This is a genomic window from Marinobacter sp. X15-166B (genome assembly GCF_001752365.1).
In the GTDB taxonomy this organism is placed as follows: Bacteria; Pseudomonadota; Gammaproteobacteria; order Pseudomonadales; family Oleiphilaceae; genus Marinobacter.
On the sequence record NZ_MEIY01000001.1, the window covers coordinates 3305090 to 3330243 of the forward strand.

General features: G+C 60.0%; 22 protein-coding genes and 1 pseudogene. 3 read left to right on the top strand and 20 right to left on the bottom strand.

What is annotated here, in order from left to right:
* Nucleotides 1-332 precede the first annotated feature (332 nt).
* From asd to leuC, 4 genes and pseudogenes are all read right to left on the bottom strand, one after another.
* Nucleotides 333-1449, bottom strand: a pseudogene (gene asd, locus BG841_RS15560) (aspartate-semialdehyde dehydrogenase).
* A gap of 124 nt (nucleotides 1450-1573) precedes the next feature.
* Nucleotides 1574-2647, bottom strand: a complete 1074-nt coding sequence (gene leuB / locus BG841_RS15565) for a 3-isopropylmalate dehydrogenase (RefSeq protein WP_070058484.1) — start codon at nucleotides 2645-2647, stop codon at nucleotides 1574-1576.
* A 38-nt stretch (nucleotides 2648-2685) separates the two neighbouring features.
* Nucleotides 2686-3333: a 3-isopropylmalate dehydratase small subunit gene (gene leuD, locus BG841_RS15570; protein ID WP_070058485.1), complete on the bottom strand. Its 648-nt coding sequence runs from the start codon at nucleotides 3331-3333 to the stop codon at nucleotides 2686-2688.
* Between the two features lie 17 nt (nucleotides 3334-3350).
* The gene (gene leuC, locus BG841_RS15575; RefSeq protein ID WP_070058486.1) at nucleotides 3351-4769 is read right to left on the bottom strand and encodes a 3-isopropylmalate dehydratase large subunit; all 1419 of its coding nucleotides are present in this window, start codon (nucleotides 4767-4769) and stop codon (nucleotides 3351-3353) included.
* A 109-nt stretch (nucleotides 4770-4878) separates the two neighbouring features.
* Here leuC and BG841_RS15580 point away from each other — a divergent pair, with 109 nt between their 5' ends.
* Nucleotides 4879-5751 (top strand): LysR family transcriptional regulator, encoded by an 873-nt coding sequence (locus tag BG841_RS15580; protein WP_070058487.1) that lies wholly within the window; start codon nucleotides 4879-4881, stop codon nucleotides 5749-5751.
* On the opposite strand, the gene aroC is transcribed toward BG841_RS15580, so the two are convergent.
* The 10 genes from aroC to BG841_RS15625 form a co-directional block, all read right to left on the bottom strand.
* Entirely contained in the window at nucleotides 5736-6842 is a 1107-nt protein-coding gene (gene aroC / locus BG841_RS15585; RefSeq protein ID WP_070058488.1) for a chorismate synthase, read from the bottom strand. The two genes, BG841_RS15580 and aroC, sit on opposite strands and share 16 nt — an antisense overlap.
* Before the next feature lie 35 nt (nucleotides 6843-6877).
* On the bottom strand, nucleotides 6878-7783 hold the full coding sequence (prmB, locus tag BG841_RS15590) for a 50S ribosomal protein L3 N(5)-glutamine methyltransferase (RefSeq protein WP_070058489.1): 906 nt from the start codon (nucleotides 7781-7783) through the stop codon (nucleotides 6878-6880).
* A gap of 61 nt (nucleotides 7784-7844) precedes the next feature.
* A complete protein-coding gene (locus BG841_RS15595) occupies nucleotides 7845-9002 on the bottom strand; it encodes a patatin-like phospholipase family protein (protein WP_083260286.1) in 1158 nt (385 codons plus the stop codon).
* Nucleotides 9003-9026: 24 nt separating this feature from the next.
* A complete protein-coding gene (locus tag BG841_RS15600; RefSeq protein ID WP_228141683.1) occupies nucleotides 9027-9947 on the bottom strand; it encodes a DUF4892 domain-containing protein in 921 nt (306 codons plus the stop codon).
* The gene (locus tag BG841_RS15605; RefSeq protein ID WP_141737116.1) at nucleotides 9940-10848 is read right to left on the bottom strand and encodes an alpha/beta fold hydrolase; all 909 of its coding nucleotides are present in this window, start codon (nucleotides 10846-10848) and stop codon (nucleotides 9940-9942) included. Before BG841_RS15605 ends, BG841_RS15600 begins: the two co-directional genes overlap by 8 nt.
* Before the next feature lie 43 nt (nucleotides 10849-10891).
* Nucleotides 10892-11242 (bottom strand): PilZ domain-containing protein, encoded by a 351-nt coding sequence (locus BG841_RS15610; protein ID WP_070058491.1) that lies wholly within the window; start codon nucleotides 11240-11242, stop codon nucleotides 10892-10894.
* A 103-nt stretch (nucleotides 11243-11345) separates the two neighbouring features.
* A complete protein-coding gene (locus BG841_RS15615) occupies nucleotides 11346-12374 on the bottom strand; it encodes a hypothetical protein (RefSeq protein WP_070058876.1) in 1029 nt (342 codons plus the stop codon).
* Nucleotides 12375-12405: 31 nt separating this feature from the next.
* Nucleotides 12406-13119 carry a transglutaminase domain-containing protein gene (locus BG841_RS17655; RefSeq protein ID WP_322853387.1) on the bottom strand — a complete coding sequence of 238 codons (714 nt, stop codon included), beginning with the start codon at nucleotides 13117-13119 and terminating at the stop codon, nucleotides 12406-12408.
* Nucleotides 13091-14446 carry a DUF3488 and transglutaminase-like domain-containing protein gene (locus BG841_RS15620; protein WP_322853380.1) on the bottom strand — a complete coding sequence of 452 codons (1356 nt, stop codon included), beginning with the start codon at nucleotides 14444-14446 and terminating at the stop codon, nucleotides 13091-13093. The genes BG841_RS17655 and BG841_RS15620 overlap by 29 nt, the downstream gene beginning before the upstream one ends.
* Nucleotides 14443-15327, bottom strand: a complete 885-nt coding sequence (locus tag BG841_RS15625; protein ID WP_228141684.1) for a DUF58 domain-containing protein — start codon at nucleotides 15325-15327, stop codon at nucleotides 14443-14445. The genes BG841_RS15620 and BG841_RS15625 overlap by 4 nt, the downstream gene beginning before the upstream one ends.
* Before the next feature lie 278 nt (nucleotides 15328-15605).
* On the opposite strand from BG841_RS15625, the gene pabB reads away from it, so the two are divergent.
* Nucleotides 15606-16946: an aminodeoxychorismate synthase component I gene (pabB, locus tag BG841_RS15630; RefSeq protein ID WP_070058493.1), complete on the top strand. Its 1341-nt coding sequence runs from the start codon at nucleotides 15606-15608 to the stop codon at nucleotides 16944-16946.
* Between the two features lie 29 nt (nucleotides 16947-16975).
* On the opposite strand, the gene thrH is transcribed toward pabB, so the two are convergent.
* Complete coding sequence (thrH, locus tag BG841_RS15635) at nucleotides 16976-17590, bottom strand: bifunctional phosphoserine phosphatase/homoserine phosphotransferase ThrH (protein WP_070058494.1); 615 nt, start codon at nucleotides 17588-17590, stop codon at nucleotides 16976-16978.
* Nucleotides 17591-17774: 184 nt separating this feature from the next.
* On the opposite strand from thrH, the gene BG841_RS15640 reads away from it, so the two are divergent.
* Nucleotides 17775-18497: a phosphoadenylyl-sulfate reductase gene (locus BG841_RS15640; protein WP_070058495.1), complete on the top strand. Its 723-nt coding sequence runs from the start codon at nucleotides 17775-17777 to the stop codon at nucleotides 18495-18497.
* Nucleotides 18498-18517: 20 nt separating this feature from the next.
* On the opposite strand, the gene cysB is transcribed toward BG841_RS15640, so the two are convergent.
* The 5 genes from cysB to BG841_RS15665 form a co-directional block, all read right to left on the bottom strand.
* A complete protein-coding gene (gene cysB / locus BG841_RS15645) occupies nucleotides 18518-19495 on the bottom strand; it encodes an HTH-type transcriptional regulator CysB (RefSeq protein ID WP_070058496.1) in 978 nt (325 codons plus the stop codon).
* 215 nt (nucleotides 19496-19710) lie between these two features.
* A complete protein-coding gene (dinG, locus tag BG841_RS15650; protein WP_070058497.1) occupies nucleotides 19711-21861 on the bottom strand; it encodes an ATP-dependent DNA helicase DinG in 2151 nt (716 codons plus the stop codon).
* The gene (locus BG841_RS15655; RefSeq protein ID WP_070058498.1) at nucleotides 21861-22538 is read right to left on the bottom strand and encodes a general secretion pathway protein GspB; all 678 of its coding nucleotides are present in this window, start codon (nucleotides 22536-22538) and stop codon (nucleotides 21861-21863) included. Before BG841_RS15655 ends, dinG begins: the two co-directional genes overlap by 1 nt.
* A gap of 1 nt (nucleotide 22539) precedes the next feature.
* On the bottom strand, nucleotides 22540-24195 hold the full coding sequence (locus tag BG841_RS15660) for an ExeA family protein (RefSeq protein ID WP_070058499.1): 1656 nt from the start codon (nucleotides 24193-24195) through the stop codon (nucleotides 22540-22542).
* 98 nt (nucleotides 24196-24293) lie between these two features.
* Nucleotides 24294-25073, bottom strand: coding sequence for a VacJ family lipoprotein (locus tag BG841_RS15665; RefSeq protein WP_070058877.1), 780 nt, complete (start codon nucleotides 25071-25073; stop codon nucleotides 24294-24296).
* Nucleotides 25074-25154: the final 81 nt, after the last annotated feature.

The following is a 25154-nucleotide window of genomic DNA, read 5'->3' on the forward strand; positions in this document are numbered from 1 at the left end:
GAAACAACATCGGACGAGGCTGGATGACTATCGTCTCAAATATGTCTAACTGTTTTGTAATACGCGATACAGCTATTGGGCCAGTATTGTTGATAACATGCTCTTTATCAATCAATCAGCGTCAACCGTTGTACCGGTTTATCAACTATCCAGCGGAACTCACTGTAAGGCCGCATCAAAACGGCTTGTCACCTGCAGACAAGCGCGCTATGCACCGACCTGCCTGCACCCCTTGAAAATAACAGGGGTGGAGACTGATTTCAGCCTCCACCCCTGACTGGCTCTCGGAAACCGGACGCAGTTGGCATAAACAACGCTCCGCTCTCCGGGGATTAGCGTTGCTGGAGGATATTCAGCATGCGCCGCAGCGGCTCAGCCGCGCCCCACAACAACTGGTCACCCACGGTAAAAGCCGAAATGTACTCCGGTCCCATGGCCAGCTTCCGGATGCGGCCAATCGGGATATCCAGGGTGCCGGTTACTTTCGCCGGGGTCAGTTCCTGCATACTGGCATCGCGGTCATTGGGAATGACTTTGACCCAATCGTTCCCCTTGGCCAGAATCGACTCGATTTCAGCTATCGGCAGATCCTTGCGTAACTTGATGGTGAGCGCCTGACTGTGCGAGCGCATGGCACCGATGCGCACACAGACACCGTCAATCGGAATCGGGTTATCGGTGCGACCCAGAACCTTGTTGGTCTCACTCTGGGCTTTCCACTCTTCGCGACTTTGTCCACTGTCTGTCTGAGTGTCGATAAAGGGAATCAGGCTGCCTCCCAGCGGCACGCCGAATTGCTCGTCCGGAAACCCGTCGGAACGCATGGTCTCGGTGACCCTGCGATCAATATCCAGAATCGCGGAGGACGGATCCGCCAGCAGATCGGCGACGCTGTCGCGTAATGCCCCCATCTGTTCCAGCAGTTCACGCATGTTTTTTTGCGCCGGCGCCGGACGCCGCCTGATAGGTCATGGGCGATACCCATTCCACCAGGTCTTGCTCCAGCAACCCCCCCAGCGCCAGCATCATCAGGCTGACCGTGCAGTTACCGCCGACAAAATCTTTGACCCCCTTATCCAGCGCGGCATCGATAACCTTGCGGTTTACCGGGTCCAGCACGATCACCGAATGGTCGGCCATGCGCAGCGTCGACGCCGCGTCAATCCAATAGCCTTGCCAGCCGGCTTCCCGCAATTTGGGGTAAACTTTTGAAGTGTAGTCGCCGCCCTGACAGGTAATAACAACATCGAGCGCTTTGAGTGCATCGATATCAAACGCGTCCTGTAAGGCCGGCACACCTTCCTTGCCGACATCCGGTGCCGCCTGCCCAGCCTGGGAGGTGGTAAAAAAGACCGGCTCGATGCTGGCAAAATCATTCTCTTCACGCATGCGCTGCATGAGGACTGAACCCACCATGCCACGCCATCCTACAAGTCCAACTCGCTTCATGTGCGACCCTTGAACCTCATCTAGTGCCCGCCCGATGCCGGTATCGCTGGCAAGGACAGGATGAATAAACCCGCGGCCACTGCATGCCGTGGCCATCGGGTATGTGTGTATGTTACTGCGCCGGTCAAAGCGCGGCCAGAACCGCCTCACCCATCTCCCGGGTGGTTGCTCTGGTGCAATCGTCCGACATAATATCGGCGGTCCGCAGCCCCTGATCGAGCACGGTGTGAACAGCGGCCTCAATCGCCCGGGCGGCTTCCTCTTCCTGCAGACTGTAGCGCAGCATCATCGCGCCGGACAGTATGGTCGCCAGCGGGTTGGCAACGCCCTGACCGGCAATATCGGGCGCCGAACCGTGACAGGGTTCGTACATGCCCTGCTTGTTGGCATTGAGTGACGCCGAGGGCAACATGCCAATCGAACCCGTCAGCATGGCGGCCTCGTCCGACAGAATATCACCAAACATGTTGCCGGTCACAATCACATCGAACTGTTTCGGCGCGCGCACCAACTGCATCGCGGCATTGTCTACGTACATGTGGCTCAACTCGACATCCGGGTATTCCCTGGCGAGCTCGTTCATGATCTCCCGCCACAATACGGTGACCTCGAGGACGTTTGCCTTATCCACCGAGCACAGCTTTTTGTTGCGCTGCTGGGCCGCTTCAAACGCCACCCGGCCGATACGGCGAATCTCCGATTCGGTGTAGGCATAGGTGTTGTAACCCTGGCGCTCGCCGTTGTCCAGCTCACGGACGCCCCGGGGCTCGCTGAAGTAAATGCCGCCGGTGAGCTCACGCACGATCATGATGTCCAGCCCGGAAATCACCTCGGGCTTGAGCGACGACGCGGAAGCCAGCTGCGGATACAGGATCGCCGGACGGAAATTGGCGAACAACTCCAGATTGGAACGCAGACCCAACAGCCCTTTCTCGGGGCGCCGGGCCATTTCCAGCCCGTCCCACTGGGGCCCGCCCACCGCGCCCAGCAGAATGGCACTGGCGTGGCGCGCCTTGTTCAAGGTCTCGTCCGGCAGCGGAACGCCGGCGGCGTCGATGGCCGCACCGCCCACCAAGGCCGTGTCAAAAGTCAGCCCCAGATTGAATGTCTCATTGACCCGCCGCAACACCTTCTCTGCTTCGTTAATAATTTCCGGGCCAATTCCATCGCCTGGCAACAACAATACGGTTTTCGACATGATTATATCCTTGCTCTCTGTTTGGGGGAGTGAGCCACTCAGCTGAGGGTGTTGAACAGCCAGGGCGCGGTCTGTCGACGCTGCTCTTCATAGGCCCGTATCCGGTCTGCGTCTTCGAGAGTGACGCCGATATCATCCAGGCCATTGAGCAGGCAATGGCGTCGGAAACCGTCAACCTCAAAACTGAACACCGCCCCGGAGGGCGTAGTGACCGTTTGTGCCAGCAAGTCGACGGTCAGTTGATAACCGTCTTCCGCCTCAACCTCCTGGAACAGCTGATCAACAATATTTTCCGCAAGAACAATGGGTAACAACCCATTCTTAAAGCAGTTATTGTAGAAAATATCCGCAAAGCTGGGGGCGATGATCACCCGGAACCCGAAATCATCCAGCGCCCAGGGGGCGTGCTCACGACTGGAACCGCAGCCGAAATTGCTGCGGGCCAGCAGCACACTGGCGGTCCGATAACGTTCCTGGTTGAGCACGAAATCGGGGTTCAGCGGACGCTGGGACGCATCCTGGTCCGGCTTGCCCTCGTCAAGATATCGCAGCTCGTCGAACAAATTGGGACCAAAGCCGGTGCGTTTGATGGATTTTAAAAACTGCTTGGGAATGATCATGTCCGTATCCACGTTGGAACGGTCCATGGGTGCCACGATTCCTGTATGTTGCGTAAATGCGCGCATGGTACTCTCCAGCTGGATTAATGGGTCAGTTCACGGACATCAACAAAATGGCCGGTAACGGCGGCAGCGGCCGCCATGGCCGGGCTGACCAGATGGGTGCGCCCGCCAAAGCCCTGCCGGCCTTCAAAATTGCGGTTCGAGGTGGACGCACAATGCTCCCCCTGCCCCAACTTGTCCGCGTTCATGGCCAGACACATGGAGCAGCCGGGATCCCGCCATTCCAGTCCCGCTTCTACAAAGATTTTATCCAGGCCTTCACTCTCGGCCTGGGCTTTGACCAATCCTGAACCGGGCACGACCATCGCCTGCTTGACCGTAGCCGCCACCTTGCGGCCCTTCACGACGGCGGCCGCTTCCCGCAGGTCTTCAATGCGCGAGTTGGTGCAGGAACCGATAAACACGCGGTCCAGTTTGATATCGGTGATGGGCATATTGGCGGTGAGGCCCATGTATTTCAGGGCACGCTCGATGCCTTCCCGCTTGATGGGATCGCTTTCATCCGCCGGATCCGGTACCAGGCCGTCGACCCCGGCAACCATTTCCGGCGAGGTCCCCCAGGTTACCTGAGGTTTGATGGCGGTCGCGTCGATATCAACGACCTTGTCAAACACCGCATCCGCATCGCTGTGCAGGGTTCGCCAGTAGGCCACTGCCTGCTCCCACTGCGCCGCGGTCGGCGCAAAGGGACGGCCTTTCACATAGTCGATGGTGGTATCGTCCACCGCCACCATGCCGACCCGGGCACCGGCCTCGATCGCCATGTTGCATACCGTCATCCGCCCTTCCATGGACAAACCACGGATCGCGTCACCACCAAATTCTATGGCGTAGCCACTGCCACCGGCCGTGCCTATCTCGCCGATGACGGCCAGCACCAGATCTTTGGCTGTGACCCCGGGACCGGGGTTGCCGTTGATCCGCACCAGCATGTTCTTCATTTTTTTCTGCACCAGACACTGGGTTGCCAGCACATGTTCGACTTCGGACGTACCGATGCCGTGCGCCAGGATACCGAAGGCACCGTGGGTCGAAGTGTGGGAATCACCACACACCACTGTCATGCCCGGCAGGATGGCGCCCTGTTCGGGGCCAATCACGTGCACAATCCCCTGGCGCTGGTCCATCAGTTCGAATTCCAGAATTCCGAATTCTTCGCAGTTCTCGCCGAGGGTTTCCACCTGAATCCGGGACACCGGATCCTCAATGCCGTCGATGCCTTTGTCCCGATCGGTGGTCGGTACGTTGTGGTCCGGGGTCGCCAGGTTTGCATCCAACCGCCAGGGCTTGCGATTCGCCAGCCGAAGACCTTCAAACGCCTGGGGCGACGTCACTTCGTGCAGCAGGTGCCGATCGATGTAGATCAGTGCAGAACCGTCATCACGCTGCGTGACCAGGTGATCATCCCATAATTTGTCGTATAACGTTTTACCTGCCATGTAAGCCTCCACTGGCTGAATCTGACACTGTTCGTGATTGCCCTAATGGTATACGCTTTACCATCATAACCTCAATTCATGTTCCTTATGCTTCGGATTCCTGACAGGAATGGACCCACAATACCTGAGAGCGTTTATAGCCATCATCGATCAAGGCTCCTTCTCGGAAGCCGCTGACCAGCTGCACCTTACCCAGCCGGCCATCAGCAAACGCCTGGCGACACTGGAACAGCAACTGGGGGTTACGCTGATTGATCGGGGGCAACGCCCCCTGCAACTGACCGACGCCGGTTCACGCTTGCTGCCCCACGCGCACCGTATCCTCGATGAGGTTTACAATGCGCGCCTGGCAGTGGTCAGTAGCACTGGCGTTACCGGGCGTTTATCGCTGATCGCCAGTCACCACATTGGCCTGCACCACCTGCCCGCCTGGTTACACCCGTTCAACCGGGATTACCCCGAGGTAAGCCTGGAATTACAGTTCATGGACTCAGAAAGCGCCTACGACCAGATGCTCAAGCGCACTGCCGAACTGGCGTTTGTTACCCTGAACGAAGCCATCAGCCACAGCTTCAATGTGCACCTGAGCTGGCAGGATCCAATGGTGTTCGTGTGCAGCCCCGAGCACCCGCTTGCCCGGTTGCGCGCACCCGGCCTGAACGATCTGGCCGGCTACGACGCCCTGCTGCCTGCAGCGGGCACCGCCACCTATCGCACCATCAGCCGCTTGTTCCTGGAAGCCAATCTGATTCTGAAACCGCAGATGCCCACCAACTATCTGGAAACCATCAAAGTGATGACCAGCGTCGGTCTTGGCTGGAGCGTACTGCCTCGCCACATGGTGGATGACACCTTGAGCATCCTGCCGCTGGCTACCCCCTTGAGCCGGGTTCTGGGCGCCATTGGCTTGCGCGGAAGGAGCCTGAGCCCGGCGGCTCAGGCATTGCTGGCATTGGCCGGAAAAACTCAGGACGGCTGCTGATTTCCTTCGATGTCCGGGGTGGAGACCGTGACATCCCCGTTCTGGCCACGGTGACGCAGGTAATGATCCATAACCACCAGCGCGGTCATGGCTTCTGCAATCGGTGTCGCCCGGATACCGACACAGGGGTCGTGGCGCCCGGTGGTGATCACCTCAACCGGGTTGCCCTCGACGTCAATGCTTTTGCCGGGTAACCGCAGACTGGACGTGGGCTTGAGCGCGATGCTCGCCAGCAGCGGCTGCCCGGTGGAAATCCCTCCCAGCACACCGCCGGCGTGGTTCGACAAGAACCCCTGCGGGGTCAGTTCGTCCCGATGCTCGGTGCCCTTTTGGGTGACACTGCCAAAACCTGCCCCGATTTCCACGCCCTTCACCGCGTTGATACTCATCAGTGCGTGCGCCAGATCCGCATCCAAACGGTCGAACACCGGCTCGCCCAGCCCCGGGGGCAGACCTTCCGCCACAACGTTGATGCGGGCGCCGATGGAATCCCCCTCCTTGCGCAGGGCGTCCATGTAAGCCTCAAGCTCCGCCACCTTGTCCTTGTCGGGACAGAAAAACGGGTTCTGATGGACCTGATCCCAATCCAGCTTGTCGACCACCACGGGGCCCAGTTGTGCCAGATACCCCCGAATCCGGATGCCCAACCGCTGCTCCAGATACTTGCGGGCGATACCGCCAGCCGCCACCCGCATGGCTGTCTCCCGGGCGGAAGAACGGCCGCCGCCGCGGTAATCACGCACCCCATACTTGTGGGTGTAGGTGTAATCGGCGTGTGCCGGGCGGAATTGCTGGGCAATTTTAGAGTAGTCCTTGGAGCGCTGATCCTTGTTCTCAATCAGCAACCCAATGGGAGTGCCGGTGGTTTTTCCCTCAAACACGCCCGACAGGATGCGCACCTCATCTGGCTCACGGCGCTGTGTGGTATGGCGCGATGTACCCGGCTTGCGCAGATCCAGGTCCCGCTGCAGGTCGGCCTCACACAGCTCCAGCCCCGGCGGGCAACCGTCTACGATCGCCCCCAGCGCGACTCCGTGACTTTCACCGAAGGTGGTTACGGTGAACAGCTTACCAAATGTGTTTCCAGACATAATTCAGCAACTTATAAGGTTTATTTAAGATGGTTTCAGGAATTCTTTTGGCGCCAGGTCAGCAGCTCTTCCGCGGTCAGCACAAACACGCCATCGCCGCCGTTGGTGAAATCCAGCCAGGTGAGCGGTAACTCCGGGTAGGCCGCATCCAGCGCCACCCAACTGTTGCCGACCTCAACAACCAGCAGACCGCCGGGATTCAGGTGATCCGCCGCCGTCGCCAGTATGCGGTGAGCGATGTCCAGACCGTCTTCACCGGCGGCCAACCCCAACTCGGGTTCGTGACGGAATTCATCCGGCATTGACGCCAGATCCTGGGCATCAACATAAGGGGGATTGCTCAAAATCACGTCATAGCGCCCCCGAATCTCACTGAAGACATCAGAGCGGACTGTGCGCACCCGGTCGCCGACTTCGTGGTAGTCAATATTGGCGGCAGCCACCTCAAGCGCATCCGGGGAGATGTCCGCCAGATCCACTTCCGCCCCGTGAAACACGCTCGCGGCCCCGATGCCAATACAACCACTGCCGGTGCACAAATCCAGCACCCGTTCAACGTCCAGATCCCCCAGCCAGGGTTGCAAACCCGCTTCCAGCAGCTCACCTATCGGCGAGCGTGGCACCAGCACCCGTTCATCCACTTTGAACGGCATCCCCATGAACCAGGCTTCCCCCAGAATGTACGCCAGCGGTATGCGCTCATCGATGCGGCGCTGGGCTCGCTCAAGCAACTGCTGGCGTTCCTCCCGGGTGAGTCGCGCGTCCAGAAACACCGTGTTGTTGTCCATAGGCAAATGCAGGCTGCGCATCACCAGTTGCACGGTTTCATCCCAAACATTATCGGTCCCATGTCCGAAAAATAGCGGCGATGCGGCAAACCGGGAAGAAATGTATCGCAGACAGTCACGAATGGTGATCAGTTCATCAACAGGGTGATTCACAAGCAAGGGGTTCCTTTTCAGTAAGTGCGCAAACAGACGGTAAAGTATACGAGGCTCGGCCTTATCCTGCTACGGGGTCGTGACTCCCACGGTCATGTTCAAAGCGGTCCAGGGCAGCCGACATGCGTTCGCGGCCCAACTGAACCAACTCCGGGGCCTTGTGATAATCGTAGGTCCGGCAGGCGTTTTTGGGCAGATTCACCAGAAGGTCCGGAGGGTAACCGGCTATTTTGTATTGCACCAGGGCACTTTGCATGGTGTCGATGGCCAGGTTCATGACATCGAACCGCCCGATCCCCAGCTGATCCCAATTGATTGTTGTGGCCTCGTCAACGGCATCAACCGGGCCTTTATTGTTAGCCGCGCCGTCTTCCACCGCCCGGCTGATTTTGTCTGCCGGGTCGTCCGAAGCACCCTCCCGGTTACTGTCGCGACGGCTGCCAAACGTTCGCAGCACATCCCAGTCAAACCAACGGGACGCCTTGTCGATGATCGAGTCCATCCGGGCATCGCCCTCGTCCGGCGCCGGTCGTTCAAACGCAGCGTCCTGCAGGTCATTGAAGCGCTCGTTCTCGCCGCTCAGGTTAACCGCAATGGCCAGGTCGGCGTGGGCGGAGATGGTCGGAATAATCGGCAAGGGATTCAACAGCGCCCCGTCCACCAGCACCCGGTTGTTCAGCACCAGCGGTTTGACCAGGCCCGGGATGGCCACCGAGGCACGTATGGCCTGTTCCAGCAATCCCTCCTGAAACCAGACCTCTTTATGGCCCAGCAAATCGGTGGCCACGGCCGTGTACGCAATGGGCAGATCCTCAATGCGGGTCTTGCCGAGGATGTCCCGGACAATCGAAAACACCTTGTCGCCACGAATGGCGCCGCTGGAATTAAAAGTCAGATCCAGCAACCGGATGACGTCGAACTGTCCGAGCCCGGTCACCCAGTCTTTGTATTCCTGAAGTTTGCCGGCGGCGTAGATTCCGCCCACCAGCGCGCCCATGGAGCAACCGGACACGGCAATAATGTCATACCCCCGCTCTTCAAGCACTTCGATCGCGCCGATATGGGCGTAACCCCGGGCGCCGCCGCTGCCGAGGGTCAATGCCACGGTGGCTTTGGGCTCGCCACCCCGCACCGCAAGGGGGGCCTCCACCGCCGAGACCGGGTCCGCACGACCGGTGCCCGATCGCTCAGTTGGATTGCTATCCCCTGGTGAACTCATAATTGACCTTTAAACCTTGCTGCGTTACTGCATTTCACCGGGCGCTGTGATCACCACCACCTCAATCCGGTCCGCAGGCAATTCAGGGGTGCGCCCCACCAGCGCCGGACCAATCACGAGGCGGCTTTGCTGCTGGGCGCCGACGCCACTTTTCTGCAGAATGGCGGACATAGCCTCCAGCGCTTCGCTGGCCCGGGCCATCGAGGCCTCCATGGTTTCGGTATCGTTCAGACCTGAATATCCCAACAGAATCACCCGTGCACCGGGCTGACTCGCCCAGTTCCTGATCTCGCGACGGTCATTGGCGGTCCAGTCAAAGCGGTAGGTTACTCCCCCTTTCCAGGAGACACTTACCGGCCCTTTGACCCGTGCACTTGTGGTTGCGAATCCGGGCACTACCGCGCCCTCGCCCAGCTTGAGCTGTTCCACCCAGACATACTCGCGTCGGTTTCCACGGGTGACGGTATACACCAGCAGCAAGTGGCGCTCCCCGTCGGCAACCTCGATCGCAGCAACTAAATAATCCTGCGTGTTGTCACGTCCGTACAGGGTTGCCTGACCAAAAATCCGGTTGGCCCACGCGTTGCTTCGGCCACAACTGCGCGCCGTACACTCAAACAGCACACGCCCGCCCAACGCCTGGATCTGACGAAGGTAGTGGTCCCGCGCTTCGCCGCGACTGGAATCGGGCCTGATCTGATACAGCTGCCCCCGGCCGTCCACCGGTACCCGCACCATGGACTCCGAGCGTATCTGGTTATTGACTTCACGCACCGGACTTAACAGCACCCGGTGAGCCGGTGACACTATCGACGTTTCCACTTCGAGATCCGACTGGGGAAACGGCTGTACCAGACTCCGGTCAGCCACACCCTGGGCCAGCACCGAGGTGGTCATCAGCAGCACACTCAACAATACGCCATGAACAAACAATGTGTTATGCACTAAACAGAAACTCCCTGATTGCTTCGGTCACCGGCTCGGTGTCACCATCCAGATGGCAGTGATGGGAGCCTGCAACGATCACTTCCTGCAGCCCGGCCACGGCCGCCAGCCGCTCCCTGAACCCCTCCCGGTCGGCCAGCATGCCACCCTGGGCGCGGACCAGCAGGGTATCCATGCGCAGCGCACGCAGGCTTGCCAACACCTGTGAATCACTCATCATCATCAGCGACGGGTGCCGCAATTTGGCGTCGGTACGCCACTGGTAGCCACCGGGTACCGCCCGCAGATTACGCGGCACCAATGCCATGGCCGCATCCCGTGACAATGGACTCAACCCGCCCATGCGTACCTTCGCCGCGGCCTCGACACTGGGGTAAACGGCGGCCGCGCCGGAACCCGCCAGACGCTTGTTTATGCCTCGGCGCAATTGTTCAACATACTGCTCGGGGGCGCGGGTCAGCGGACCCAGACTGTCAATCAGCACCAGTCGATGCACCTTCTCAGGAAAGGCCGCCGCATACAGGGCCGCTACTATGCCACCCAACGAGTGCCCCACCAGCCGCACCGGACCGGCAAAGTGTTGATCCAGCAGGCTGGCCAGATCTGTCACGTAGTCGACCAGCGCATACGACTGTGCCGCAGCCCTGTGATCCGACAGCCCGTGTCCCGCCATATCGACCGCGTAAACGTCGGCGGTACGCGCCAGTTCCGGGGCAAGACGGACAAACGACAGACAGTTATCGAGCCAGCCATGCAGCAGCACCACAGGAGGCTCCTGTCGGGTACCGGCCGGACCGGGCCAATGCATGCCGGCGAGGGTCAGGTGGTTGGCGGCCCAGCTGACCTGTCGGGTTGCCGAGGCCTGATCGGCCACAGACGCTGAAACGGTATTTCCATTCATGAGAAACAGCCTGCAAGGCATCGCCTGTTGGCGATGCACCTGATTACATGGTGTGTGTCGGGCGGTCCGAGTTGAGTGAACCCGCCAGATACGACTCAATTTTGGTGCGGGCAGACTCATCGTCGCCGGTAAACTGTACCCCTATGCCGGCGGCCCGGTTGCCTTGGGCGCCTTTGGGGGTTATCCAGATCACCTTGCCGGCAATCGGCAATTTGTCCGGCTCATCCATCAGGTTCAGCAACAGAAACACCTCGTCACCGAGCTTGTACTGCTTCTGCGTCGGGATAAACATGCCGCCCTGCCGTATGTACGGCATATAGGCTGCGTACAGCACTGCTTTGTCCTTGATCGTCAGGGTCAGAATACCACTTCGTGCACCAAAACCTGGGTTCATAGTGAACACCCCTATCAACGTATAAAGTTACACCGATTTAGCCATTAACTCTGCCAGAACACCATGATAGCAGGGGGAATCTGGCAAAGCTCAACCTAAATCCTCAGCCCGATCCGGCCGCCCCGCGACGGCGCCGTGACGGCATCAGGCCCTGCCACAGAATCAGCAGGCGTTCAGCCTCCAGCTCGGGGCTGGCATTATAGACAGCCGCCTCCCGCGACTCCCGGAACGCATCCAGCAACTGATGGCTACGCCACGGCGGGTTGGTCCTTGCCAGATAACGCAACATCTCGGCCGCATCTTCATCGACGGCCTCCCCGCCCGCCCCCAGACGCGCGAGATCCGCCGCCCAGCTCTCCATCAATGCCAGCGTCGGCTCCAGCCCCATGGTTCTGAACGGCCGCGCGGCTTCCGCCACCGTCAACTCGTTCTTCATAAACCGGCGAAAACCATCCAGTGCCTCACGGCGCTGCTCAAGAAACCCGTTGGTCAGGTACTCGTGGGCCCGGCGCGGTGCACACCCCGCCAGCCTGAGGGCTCTCTTGCGCTCGGCCTCTGCCGGCTGTTCCTGGTCAGGCAGCGCCGCCAGCTCAGCCGCAAGCCACTGCCGCGCCTGCTCAAAATCGGGCAACGGGAGCGCAAGGTTCTGGCAGCGGGACCGCAACGTTGGCAATACCGGCCGGCCGGTTTCCTGTAACAGCAGCAGCACTACGTCGGCGGATGGTTCTTCGAGCGTCTTCAACAGGGCGTTGCCGGCGTTTATGTTGAGCTGGTCTGCACGGTCGACAATGATCACCTTGCGCTGCGCCACCCGCGGGGAGCCCACCGCAAATTCGGACAGCTGGCGGACCTGATCCACCCTGATCATTTTCGACTTTTCCGGTGCGTAACTGCGGATATCGGGATGGGTCGACGCCGCCACCAGCTCACATTGTTTGCATTGGCCGCATGCCACCAACCTGGCAGACCGGCCTGTGCGGACCGCCGCTTCACACACCAGCAACCCCGCCACCTGGTGCGCAAAACGGCTCTTGCCCACACCGTATGCGCCACTCACCAAAAGACCATGGGGTAGCTGCCCGGCCGCTAACCGATCTTCAACATAACGCCACGCCGATACGAGCCAGGGCATGGTTTCAATGGATGACTGCAAAAACTTTTCCTCAAGTAGACTGTTTGCCGGACTGCTGGGCAATCTTGCGCATGGTGCGTAACAGACGCTTCATGCGTGCAATATCTTCGCCGGTACAGTCGCCCCCATAGTAATGATTGTTGATCTGGCGGGCAAAGGCCCGGGCCTGTTCGGCGGTGTCTGGCAGTCGCTGCGCCTGCCGTTTGGCCAGTTGTCCGGGAGTGTCGCCGGCGCGGGGGGTGACCCCTTGCAGGCTCAGCCAATGCTGCCAGCGCTGCATGAGTCGGCGCCAGGGATCCCGCTGGCTGGCCGATTTCTGCCCCAGCGCTGCCGCCAGACCGGCCAGCAGCAGTGCGACCCCGATCACCCCTGCGGTCACGTAGCCCAGCTCCCGCAAGCCGAAGTTGCCCGGTAACCGGGACATCAGCTCCAGCTGAGACTGCCCCTGATACCCCACCACCCACCGCTGCCATTGATAATTCATTCTGTCCAGCTGCTGGGTCACCCAGCGCAGCGCCTTGAGATTGCCATGGAGGCGCGCTGCCGCCCAGCTGTTTTCCAGAAATGACCCTTCCTCTGCGACCGCGTCCCGCAGCCCGGATTCGATCCGCGCCGGTGATATGGCCGCCGTCGGATCGACACGCACCCAGCCACCGCCCGGCAGCCAGGCCTCCACCCAGGCATGGGCGTCGTATTGTCTGACGATCAGGTAGGCGTCATTGGCCCCCGGCTCCCCCCCGTTGATACCCGATCACCACCCTCGCGGGCACCCCCGCCGCCCGCAGTAAAAACGCAGTTGCTCCGGCATAGTGCGCGCAAAACCCCCGCTTTGCGTCAAACAAGAGCGCATCCACGCCGTTTGCGGGCATGCCCGGTGGCCGGAGAGTGTAAAAATAAGGTTGGTTACGGAAACGCTCCAGAATGGCCGATACCAGATCCCAGGGGTCGGGGTACGTCTGCCTCAGCGTTTGCGCCAGGGCCCTGGCCTGGGGGTTGCCGGTGGTGGGTAACTGCAGATAGCGCTGCCGCTCCACCGTGGACAGTCTGGCTGCCTTTGGTGTGTAGGCTGTACGCTGCAGCCGGTAACTGAGCGCGGTATCCGCCGGCCGGTGCAGGCGGAACACGCCATTGTCAGCCCGGTAAATATTGTCGGACACCGCAATGGAATCGTCCAGCGTATACACCCAACTCTGATAGGTCGGTTCCAGCAACACTTCATATTCGTCGTCGGCCAACGACCCCACCTGCCCCTCGACGGCGACCCGGCCGGCCTTGGTGGTGGTCTTTGGACGACCCTGCAGCCAGGTTTCTCCCTCCAGGGTGTCGAGAATGAGGCCCCGCCAATAGCGGTCCCTGTGGGGGGGGATGGCCCCGCCAAACGACACCCTGAAAGCCCGCTCACTGCTTTGGGCCAAAGTGGATATATCTCCCGGCGTCATGCGCTCGCTGATACCCGTACGTGCCTCGGAGGACACCAGCGGGACACTCCACAGGGGCGCTATGCGCGGGAAAAAGACAAACAACACAATAACAACCGGCAAGGTCTTGACCAGCATCACCGCCATACGCCGCCAGCCTGCGGACAGTGCGCCGGGCAGATCCGGAGCATTCAGGATTTGCAGTCCAATCAACAGACACAGCACCGCAAACAGGTTGACCACCGCCCACAGTGGCCCTTGCTCAAACAGGAAATTCACACTGGCCAGATAGACCAGAATAAAAAACAACACATAAAAATCGCGGGCACTGCGGGTTTCCAGCCACTTGAGCCCCACCGCCATGACGAAAAACGAGGCGGCCGTGTCGACCGTAAACTGGGCACTGACCGTAGCCAGATAAACCCCCACCAAACCCACGGTGAGGGCAATGCGCACCCATTTACCGGGCAAGCGTACCCGCCCGGCCTGCACCAGCCAGCGCCATCCGGCGAGCGCGGCGCACACCACCAGCAACCAGGCCGGCAGGCGATCGACCTGCGGAGTGAGCAACAGGAAAAACGCTGCCACCAGCCACAACAACGCCAATCCGGGCAGTTGCACCGGGGCTCTGGGGGGAGTTACGGTCTGTGTCATCGTGGGGATTCCAGTCCGTAGGTCGCCAGTGCCGCCAGGCATCGTCGGGTATGCTCGCCGCTCTGGTCGGGGTCAATGGTCAGCCCGGGGAGCCGCAGGCCGAATGGCGGATGTTGCCCGGAACGCTGGATGACCAGGTCGGCCAGATAACTCAATCGCAACTCGGTATCGGCCCCGGTGAATGCGGCAAAATCCAGCCAATGGGGACTGCCGCCCTCCGCCATCCAGTCGGCGATCACCATATCGCCGCTGCGTGCGTAGCGTTTCCATTGCACCCGCTGGCTCAGGTCCCCCTCCCGCCAGGGCCTGAGTTCGGCGTGATCCTGGCCGCTATCCGGTAAGGCGTCTTCACAATTGTCGGGCTCCCCGCCCCCTCCGGATACGTCGGGGGCGGGAACCGGCCGCGGATAAACCGTTGCCGCGGACACAGGTCGAAGCCAGGACCAGGCTTTCAGCAGACCGAACGGAAACCGCGTTTCCACCCGGACCCGGTCCAGCGCCAGGTACCCTCGTCTGCTGGCGGGTGCCATCAGGGTCATGTCGCAACTTTCTCCGGCGAGCAGGTGCTGCTGCGCAAGGACGGCTTTGCCGTGGCTGAGTCGCATGCCGATGGCATCGGTGCGACCGGCATCTGCTCTGAAGGTAAACGCGATGGTGTCGCCGGCAAACCCCTCTCCACAGTTGACCAGCGTAAACGCCACTCCGGAGAGGTTTCTATGGGTTTGATACATGGCCGCGACAAACACCGCACCCAGTACAAACGTCAACAAATAGATGAGGCTGTTTTGATAATTGATGGCCGTGAGCAACATCAGCAACAGCAGCAACATGAACATCACACCCGCCCCGGTAGGCACAATGAAAATATTTTTCTGCTGCAAACGTTGTGTGTCTGACCGTGGAATACGCCGGTTCGCCCAGCGTTTCCAGGTCACTCTGGCCCTGCTATACACGACTGCCCCCCTGAATAGTCCATACCCATAGTTTACGCGCACAGCGATAACCGCACACTGTACCACCATTCCTTTTCGTTGAGTCTGGTCTGTGCCGCCAATTGCGGTCACCGGTCGGCAAAAGGGGACGTTTGCCAGCGCAGACCTCAGCCTAAAAAGTGGTATGATGGCCGCCCGAAATGCGCTGGAAGACTGAAAGCTTCGCTATGGAAATAACCGATCTCGCCTTCGATCAGGCCCTCAACCTGATGCATTACCTGGCTGACACTCCGGACACCGGCTTTGTATCCCTCGGCCCTGTCTCGACGCCGCAAGAATCACCCGAGCATGCGGGCTTTCCCCAGGCGTTCACCGCCTACCCCCTCGAGACCGTAAAATATACCGGCAAGACCGGAGCCGCGGCGGCCGCACCGCTGCTGGCGCTGGAGAACAAACTGACCACTCTGGGGTTCGAAAGCCACCCGGATCACCCCTTCACCGGTGGCATTATCGGCTGCATTGCCTACGAATTCGGCGCCACGCAGGAAAAACCGCTGCATCACCTGACCGGCACCGCCGGCATTCCGGATGTGCACGCCGGCCTCTACAGCTGGGTGGTGGTGATGGACACCACCCAGCACCGGGCGCAACTGGTGGTCCAGACAGCAACCCCGGAGGCTCTCAAACGGCGCCTCTACCAGCACCTGTCCGTACCTCAGCCTGAGCCGCCGGCGCTGCGCATGCTGACGCCCTTCGAACCGGCCCTCGGCAAACAGGAGTGCCTGGATCGTGTCAGCCGGGTGCGGGAATATATTGCCGCAGGCGACTGTTATCAGGTGAACATCTCCCAGCCCTTCCATGCCCGCTACGAAGGCCCCCTCTGGCAGGCCTACCGCAGCGTCTGCCGGCGCTTGCAGGCTCCCTTTTCGGCGTTCTTTCAGCTCGACCGGGGGGCCGTCCTGTCATTTTCCCCGGAGCGCTTCCTGCAAACCCACCAGGGCGAGGTGGAAACCCGCCCGATCAAAGGCACCCGGGCGCGGGGCACAACACCGGCAGAAGATCAGCGACTGGCCCGGGAACTTTGCGACAGTCGCAAGGATCAGGCCGAAAACCTGATGATTGTCGACTTGTTGCGCAACGACTTGGGGCGGTTTTGCGTCACCGGTTCGATCCGGGTACCGGAACTGTTCAAACTGGAAAGCTTCGCCAATGTGCACCATCTGGTGAGCACCGTGACGGGGAAGCTACGCCCCGACGTGAGCCCGATGGCCTTGTTAATCGGTACTTTCCCCGGAGGCTCGATAACCGGCGCGCCCAAGATTCGGGCTATGGAAGTCATTGCCGAACTGGAGACAACCAGCCGCGGTCCCTACTGTGGCTCGGTCTTTTATCTGACCGCAGACGGTCACCTGGACAGCAGCATCGCGATCCGCTCGGTCCTGGCCTCAGAGGGTCGCCTGACTTGCTGGGGAGGTGGCGGTATTGTCGCGGACAGTGAGCCGGAAGCGGAGTACGACGAGTCCATAACCAAAGTGCGGGCGATCATGGAGGCCCTGGAGCAGGCCTGATCGCCCTGCTCCATAACCTCCCGGCCCATTCAGGCGGAGTGAATTACCGAACTTTCAAGAAATTTCTGCTTCAGGTCGGCAAAGGTATGCACGGCGGGGAATTGGGGGAACTCGTCGATGACGTTTTGCGGTGCGTGAAACAGGATACCGGCCTCCGCCTGAGTGAGCATGGTGGTGTCGTTATACGAATCACCCGCCGCAATTACACGGTAATTCAGCAACTGAAAAGCCCGTACGGATTGGCGCTTGGGGTCCCGCTGACGCAGCAGGTAGTCGGTGATCCGGCCTTGGTCGTTCACTTCCAGCTTATGGCACAACAGGGCCGGGTAACCCAGTTTAGCCATCAGTGGCATGGCGAACTCATAAAAAGTGTCTGACAGGATCACCACCTGGAAGCGCTCCCGCAACCAATCCAGAAATTCCCGTGCCCCGTCCAGCGGGTCCAGCTCGCTGATCACCTCCTGGATTTGCGGCAGACCGAAGCCATGTTCGTCAAGAATGCGCAGACGCTGCTGCATGAGCACGTCATAGTCAGGAATATCCCGGGTGGTTGCCTTGAGTTCTTCAATACCGGTTTTTTCTGCAAACGCGATCCAGATTTCCGGGATCAGTACTCCTTCCAGATCAAGGCAAGCAAGTTCCACAGCATTCTCCTAAGTTAACGAGGGGGATAGATCAAGCGGTGAGTCACCGCGGGCACTATGATAGAAAAAACCGGCAGGGATTGCACCGCTATATCGATATAGCGCCTCGATCCTTCAGACCGGGACCGGACAATGGTAACTTTGCCTAATACTTACAGCTTCTTAGCACAGAACACGAGCCAATATGACGGACATTAACCAGCTGCAGCTGGAACTTGCAGACCAAAGCCCCCGCACGATCCTGAAGAGCGCTTTCCAACACTTCGACAATATCGCAGTCTCCTTCAGTGGCGCTGAAGATGTGGCGCTGATCGAACTCTGCCACAAGCTGACGGACAACCTGCGGGTGTTCACCCTGGATACCGGGCGCCTGCACCCGGAAACCTATGAATTTATCGAGCGGGTCCGCAAGCACTACAACCTGGATATTGAGGTGCTGTTTCCGGATGCAAAAGAGGTGCAGCAACTGGTCAACCGCAAGGGCCTGTTCAGTTTTTATGAGGACGGCCACGGCGAGTGCTGTGGCATTCGCAAGGTCAACCCGCTGCGCCGCAAACTGGCCACGGTGGACGCCTGGATTACCGGCCAGCGCAAAGATCAGAGCCCGGGCACGCGTAATGACGTGCCGGTGGTGCAAAAAGACACGGCGTTTTCCACCGACAGCCATACGCTGGTCAAGTTCAACCCGCTGGCCAACTGGACCTCAAAAGAGGTATGGGACTACATCCGTGTGTCCGAAGTGCCCTATAACACCTTGCACGAACGGGGCTTTATCAGCATTGGCTGCCAACCCTGCACCCGTCCGGTACTGCCGGGCCAGCACGAACGGGAAGGACGCTGGTGGTGGGAGCAAGACACCCAGAAGGAATGCGGGCTGCACGCTGGCAACTTGATCGCCCGCAACTGACCGCGCAAGTGTGGCACTTACTAGTAAGTGGGCAGCTCGATGTCATCAAACAGGTTGAGTATGGATTTGCGGCTGCCCTGATGCGCAACCGCCTTATCCACTTGCTCCTTGTCCAGATGAGGGGCGAACCGCTGAATGAAGTCGTACATGTAACCCCGTAGAAAGGTCCCTTTGCGAAACCCGATACGGGTAATACTGGAACTGAACAAGTCCCGCCCGTCCAGGGCAACCAGATCCTTGTCCACCTGTTCATCAAACGCCATGCTGGCGATGATGCCAACCCCCAGCCCCAGACGGACGTAGGTTTTGATGACATCGGCATCCGCGGCGGTGAACACCACCTTGGGGGTGAGCCCCTGGGCCTGGAACGCCTCGTCCAGCTTGGAGCGTCCGGTAAATCCAAACACGTAGGTGACCAGTGGGTATTCGGCCAGCTCCGTCAGGGTCAGGTTCTGCTTAGTGGCCAGTGGATGGTCCCTGGGCACAATGATGCTGCGATTCCAGCGATAGCAGGGCATCATGATCAAATCGGAAAAAAGCTCCATACCTTCGGTAGCAATGGCGAAATCGACGGCGCCATTGGCCGCCATCTCAGAAATCTGTACCGGTGTGCCCTGATGCATGTGCAGAGACACCTCCGGGAAGGCCTCGATGAAGCCCTGGATGACTTTGGGCAATGCGTAGCGGGCCTGGGTATGGGTAGTGGCGATACTCAAATCGCCTTTACGCTGGTTGCTGAACTCCTGGGCGATCTTTTTGATGCCTTCTACCCGGCGCAGAATCTCACCCGCTTCCCGGAGTATGATCTCACCGCCCGGAGTCACTCGGGTCAGGTGTTTACCACTGCGGGCGAAAATCTCCAGACCCAGTTCGTCTTCCAGCAAGCGTATTTGTTTGGATATACCCGGCTGGGAGGTAAACAGGCTCTGTGCCGTTGCAGAGACGTTCAGATCATGGTGGGACACTTCCCAGATATACCGCAATTGCTGTAATTTCATCGACTCGGTCACTCCCCTTGACGCGTACCAGGTTCGTCATCACCAACGGCTGGCCCGTACACTGTGCAAAAAACAAAGAATACGCATAAAGAACATTTTTTTCATTCTTTTTTGCATATATTAAATTTGCACGGTTTACCCAGTCAGCTTAGACCAACTGAGTAAAAGCGTAGCCTGTTTTATTCCGGTTCAGCCATGACCGGCGGGGCACTGGTTCAATATTCGATCATCCGGCGAAACGGTGGTAACGCATCCAGCAACAGCTGCCCGTAACGGCGGGCCACTATCCTGCGGTCCAGAATGGTCACCCGGCCCCGATCCGATTCGGTCCGCAGCAAGCGCCCTACCGCCTGCACCAGTTTCACCGACGCATCCGGAACGGTGATTTCCATAAACGGATTGCCGCCGCGCTCCGTCACCCATTCCGCCAGACTGGCTTCAATGGGATCATCCGGCACTGAAAACGGCAGACGGGTAATGACCACGTGACTCAGATAGCTGCCCGGCAGATCTATCCCCTCAGCGAAACTGGCGACCCCGAACAACACACTGCTGTGTCTGGCGTCGACACGCTCACAATGGGCGCGCAACACTTCCCCCTTCGCCATGTCGTCCTGGGTGATGATCAGTCCCGGATAGTCGGGCGCCAGCTGATCGCGTACCGCCTGCATCTGCCGCCGCGAGGTAAACAACACCAGCGTGGCGCGTTCGCCCGCCCATAAATCCGGGAGTTTTTTGGCGAGCGCGTCGGTAAACGCGTCCTCGGTCGGCATCACCGTCATCGCCGGCACTTCCACGGTCGCCATTTCGGCGTACCGAAACGAGCTGGGCACCACCAGAAATTTACTTTTGTCCGGCAATCCGGCCCGGGTCTGCAGTCGATCGAAACGCCCCAGCGCAGTCAAGGTTGCACTGGTCAAGACAGCCCCGTAGGCCCGCGACCACAGCCGGGAATAGAGCAGGTTGTCGGCCAGGACCGGACTGCTGTACAGGGTTATGTCTTCCACGTGCTCCCAACGCTGCAGCACCACCCACCGGGCAGGGGGCGGCCCCGACCGCTTGTGCTCGCCCTCCGCTGGCTTTTCCGACCAGGCCGCCCACAACCGGCACTGGTCTTCCGCGCGACTGTGAAAAGCACCGATCACCGGGAACCAGGACTCCGCCGTAGTGCGGTCGACATCATGTTCCTTGCGGTCGTCAAAAGCTTTTTGCAGCTCGTCCGCCAGCACCCCCAGTTGCCGGGCCAAACCGGCCGTCGCCAGTTGCGCTTCCGCGACCAAAGGCAGCAGACTGTCCGGCAATACCGCATCGGGGTAACGCCATTGCGCGGGGCGACGTTCGTCGGTGAGATCCCATTCGGTGTTGGTTCTGATGTGCTCGTACACCTGAGCCAACACCACATCCACCTGCCGCGACGAGTCACTGACCTTGTCGACGGTTTTGGCGGCCACGCTTCCCGGGGTCAGGAAGGGGGGCATCTTGACCAGTGCCTGACTCATTTGTTTCAACCACTGCCGGGTACTGCCCAGGGGCACCGAAGCGGCAAAATGGTTCAGCGCTTTACCAGGAAGGTGGTGGGCTTCATCGAAGATGAAGATGGCGTTTTCCGGCTCTGGCAAAATGGCACCGCCCCCCAGCGCCAGATCGGCCAGCACCAGATCGTGGTTGGCCACCACCACCTCCGCATCTTCCAGTCCGCGGCGGGCCTCGAAAAACGCGCAGCTGTCAAAGTAGCTGCAGTGGCGGTTGGTGCACTGGCGATGGTCCGTGGTGACCTGTTTCCAGGTTTCATCCGGAATTTGGGTGGGCCAGTGATCCCGGTCGCCATCCCACTCCCGCGAACCGTAGCGGGCCAGCATGTCCTCAAAAAAAGCCCGGCTGCCCGGCTCTTCGTCCTGCTCCTCGTCCAGCAGAAACAGGGGCATAGTGTCACTGTCACCGACGCCCTCTTCGTGCAGGCGCGCTTCGAGCCGCGACATGCACAGGTAACGTCCCCGCCCCTTGGCGAGGGTCCAGTTGAACTTCAGCTTGCTGTGGTGGTGCAAATCCGGCAGATCTTTATTCACGATCTGATCCTGCAGAGCCACGGTAGCGGTGGAGATCACCAGGGTTTTCCCCAAGGCTCGGGCGATGGGAATAGCGGCGATCAGATAGCCCAGGGTTTTGCCAGTACCGGTGCCTGCCTCCACCACGCACACGCCGTGCGGGGAGGTACGCACCCCATCGTTTTCGGTAATCGCCCCCAAATAGCGGGCAATTTCCGCAATCATCAGCCGTTGGCCATAGCGCGCCCGAATGCCCTTGCCTTCGAGTACGGTACGGTAAGCCTGCTGTATTTCCTGTTTAACCTGATCGTTGAGGGCCATTAACGCGGAGCTATCCAATCACGAACCACACCCACCCGAAAGCGTTTGCCATTCTTGCTGAGTTCAACGCCTTCTTCGGTAATCCGGTCAACGCGAATGCCGGAAAAGGCGTCACCTGCCCGTAAATAGTGATCGTTGATCATCACCCGCCGGGCCAGCGGGTCAGACGCATAGACGTGGCTGTTGAAGACAAGATCCGGCACGCTGCGTTGAAACGACAGGGGCAACTCCACCAGGTGGGGTACCCGTTGTGGGCTGGCCGGCGGTTCACCACCTTGAGCGGCGGACGCGCGGGCGCGGGCCGAGGGTACGATCACCGTGGGCCGCTCGCTGCGTGGTGGCGGTGCGACAGCGGCCGGTGAATCCTCAATGTTTTTTGTTGGCCGCGCCGGTGCCACCGTCTCCGGCGCGGGCGCAGCCTGGGTCTGCGGGGCCGGCGCCACGACGGTGGCCATGCGCTCCGGCGCTGAAACCGCACCATCAGCCACGGGGGCTGGCCGGAACACCACTGCCATAACCACCCCATTGAACACCAGCGCCAGCGCCAGCCAAACCACCGCTGGCACGGATTTACGCCGGGGTTGATGAATCATCTGCACCTGCTGGTGGAAGTCCGGCACCCGGCCCTGATGGCGTTCCCGCTCCGATTTGCGGAGCGCTTCCAGAATATAGGACATATCAGTTCTGCCCCGTCACTGTCAGCAACTTCGGCACCTCAGGATCCAGGTCCGAGTTGATCTGTACCAGCGTCATGCCACCGGCGATACCGTCCACCTCCAGCCCCTTGAGCCCCTGATACCATCGCACCTGATCCAGATAGCCCATTGCCTTGAGGCGGGCCCGGTCGTGGTCGTCGCGACCGTACAAATCCGCCAACTGCATCAACCTGGTACTCAACCATAACTCCTCGCCGGGTTTACCCGCATCCGGCAGGTCGCTGCGCCTGTAGGGCGGCAGACGCCAGAAGACGACAAACTCACCAAACCAATGCTGTTCCAGCCGGGCAAAGCTCACCGGTACCGGCCCGCGCTCAGTCGCCACCACCGCGGTATCTCCGGCCAGTTGCAAAACCGTAACATACACCGCCTCACCAGCATCGGGGCGCAGCGTGAGCACCGCCGGACGGTTGATCATCTCCAGACTGCGCCGGGTTCCCTGCCGTGCCAGACAGGCCAGCCCGACCTCCGCAGCGGTGCGGCAAGCCTCCGCACCGGATTGCGGATTGTAGCCCGCCTCACCCCACGCAGAATACAGACCCGCAAACGCGCGGGCCCGCGAACCGGTCAACTCCGCGAGGGTAAATTCCGGCAATGGCGCGTCGACCGCTGCAGTTATAGGGTTGGCGGCGGGCTCACGGTCGCGCTCCACCTGTCCGGTCTGGGCGGCGGTTGCATCGTCGCCCCATGCGGCCACCGGCTGGTAACGTTCTTTCACCCCCCATCCCGCCAGAGTGATGACGGTCACCGCCAGTACCGTGGTGGTTAATCGTCGCACACTGCCCGACGGGGCGTCCGATCGACGCCCGGGGATCGTACCCAATATTTCCCGGGCGGCGTGCTTGATGTGTCGCCCGCTGATCTGGTGCTCACCTTCGGCGTAGGCGCCCAGCAAGGCGCGGTCACTGATCAGGTTAATGAGTCGCGGAATGCCCCCGGTGCGGGCAAACAGCACCCTGATCGCTGCCGGACTGAACAACTCCGCACGTTGGCCGGCAACGCTCAACCGGTACCGAAGATAGTGCGGCACTTCATGCCGTGCAAGCGCGCCCAGATGGTAGCGGGCGGTTACCCGCTGGTTCAGCTGTCTGAGCTCGGGACGCGCCAGCATGTCCTGTAATTCAGGCTGACCCAGCAGAATGATCTGCAACAACTTTTTCTCGGCGGTCTCGAGATTGGTCAGCAATCTGAGCTGTTCGAGCACCTCGGCTGACAGATTCTGCGCCTCATCGATCAACAGCACTTTGTGCCGGCCCGCGGCGTAGGCCTCCAGCAAGTCGGCGTTGATCAAATCCACCAGGGGTTTGATCCGCGCACCCGGCGGATGGGCAATCCGCAACTCGTCGCAGATGCTGGACAGCAGTTCCCGCACCGAAAGCCTGGGGTTCAGGACGATCGCAATGTCAACGTTGTCGGGGACGCTGTCAATAAAACAGCGACTGATGGTGGTTTTCCCCGTGCCCACCTCACCGGTGATCACGATAAAGCCGCCCTGTCCCCGGACCCCGTACATCAGGTGGGCAAGCGCTTCTTTGTGGCGCTCGCTCAGGTACAGGTAGCGGGGGTCTGGTGCAATCGAGAACGGCGGTTCACGAAAACCAAAGAAATCGTAATACATGGAAGTCCAGTCACGTGCTGCAGGGAGTCGCCCAAGACAGCATCATACCGTCCGTATCCTGACACTGTCACCTTCACAGAATCCACGAGCGCCCGGAATCAGAAGTCGTCCAGCATCAGATCCTCGTCATCGTCCGCAAACGGGTCGTGTGCCGGGCGCCCGTCGTTGATCAGAAACTCGCGGCGCTGCAGGTACGCACTCCTGAAGAACGTATAGCGATCACCGGATACTAGCCGTTCCGCGGGAATCAACCCGGCTCGTTTATCAATGACCTGAACGGCTCTCAGGTAGTATTTGTCGGGGCTTTCCGCGTAATCCCACAAGGATGGAACAACCGCGAAATCCGCCAGCAACCCACTGAGATCCCGTGGATTGGACGGTCCCCATAACGGCAACACCAGATAGGGCCCGGAACCAACGCCCCAGTAGCCCAGCGTCTGGCCAAAATCTTCCGGTCGTTCGGGCAGGTCAAAGGCAGTGGCCACGTCGATCAGCCCACCCAGCCCGAACACCGTGTTGTAGGTGAAGCGACCTGCGGCAACCACCGCGGACTCCCCCTTGAGCTGAAGCAGGCTGTTGGAAAAATTGCGCACTTCGGTCAGATTATCGAAAAAATTGGTGATCGCCCGGTCAATTAAATTAGGCGTCAGGGTCCGGTACGTCCGCGCCACGGGCCGCAAAAACCAGCGATCCACGAATTCATTGAAACCGAACACTTTACGGTTCCAGTTTTCATAGGGATCGGCCTCGTGGATGGTCGGTGCGGTATAGCCCGAGGTCTCAACCGGCCCGGGCTGGGCGCCAGCCACACTGGCGAACACGGACACCATGCACAGGAGCAACCAGGAAACTGTGCGCCGATAAGAATAGCTGATCATGATTTTGCCTGAGGTTTTGCAATTCAAACGAATTTGTTGAGAATACCGGTGCATTATCCGCGCACTGCCCGCATAACCCAC

Excerpts from the sequence above, each read along its gene's own strand:
- leuD (WP_070058485.1), bottom strand. The coding sequence starts at position 3,333 with ATGCGCGCATTTACGCAACATACAGGAATCGTGGCACCCATGGACCGT.
- BG841_RS15610 (WP_070058491.1), bottom strand. The coding sequence starts at position 11,242 with ATGAACCCAGGTTTTGGTGCACGAAGTGGTATTCTGACCCTGACGATC.
- aroC (WP_070058488.1), bottom strand. The coding sequence starts at position 6,842 with ATGTCTGGAAACACATTTGGTAAGCTGTTCACCGTAACCACCTTCGGT.
- cysB (WP_070058496.1), bottom strand. The coding sequence starts at position 19,495 with ATGAAATTACAGCAATTGCGGTATATCTGGGAAGTGTCCCACCATGAT.
- leuC (WP_070058486.1), bottom strand. The coding sequence starts at position 4,769 with ATGGCAGGTAAAACGTTATACGACAAATTATGGGATGATCACCTGGTC.
- dinG (WP_070058497.1), bottom strand. The coding sequence starts at position 21,861 with ATGGCCCTCAACGATCAGGTTAAACAGGAAATACAGCAGGCTTACCGT.
- BG841_RS15580 (WP_070058487.1), top strand. The coding sequence starts at position 4,879 with ATGGACCCACAATACCTGAGAGCGTTTATAGCCATCATCGATCAAGGC.
- BG841_RS15660 (WP_070058499.1), bottom strand. The coding sequence starts at position 24,195 with ATGTATTACGATTTCTTTGGTTTTCGTGAACCGCCGTTCTCGATTGCA.
- BG841_RS15665 (WP_070058877.1), bottom strand. The coding sequence starts at position 25,073 with ATGATCAGCTATTCTTATCGGCGCACAGTTTCCTGGTTGCTCCTGTGC.
- BG841_RS15620 (WP_322853380.1), bottom strand. The coding sequence starts at position 14,446 with ATGACACAGACCGTAACTCCCCCCAGAGCCCCGGTGCAACTGCCCGGA.
- BG841_RS15615 (WP_070058876.1), bottom strand. The coding sequence starts at position 12,374 with ATGCCCTGGCTCGTATCGGCGTGGCGTTATGTTGAAGATCGGTTAGCG.
- BG841_RS15595 (WP_083260286.1), bottom strand. The coding sequence starts at position 9,002 with ATGAGTTCACCAGGGGATAGCAATCCAACTGAGCGATCGGGCACCGGT.
- BG841_RS15640 (WP_070058495.1), top strand. The coding sequence starts at position 17,775 with ATGACGGACATTAACCAGCTGCAGCTGGAACTTGCAGACCAAAGCCCC.
- leuB (WP_070058484.1), bottom strand. The coding sequence starts at position 2,647 with ATGTCGAAAACCGTATTGTTGTTGCCAGGCGATGGAATTGGCCCGGAA.
- BG841_RS15605 (WP_141737116.1), bottom strand. The coding sequence starts at position 10,848 with ATGAATGGAAATACCGTTTCAGCGTCTGTGGCCGATCAGGCCTCGGCA.
- pabB (WP_070058493.1), top strand. The coding sequence starts at position 15,606 with ATGGAAATAACCGATCTCGCCTTCGATCAGGCCCTCAACCTGATGCAT.
- BG841_RS15655 (WP_070058498.1), bottom strand. The coding sequence starts at position 22,538 with ATGTCCTATATTCTGGAAGCGCTCCGCAAATCGGAGCGGGAACGCCAT.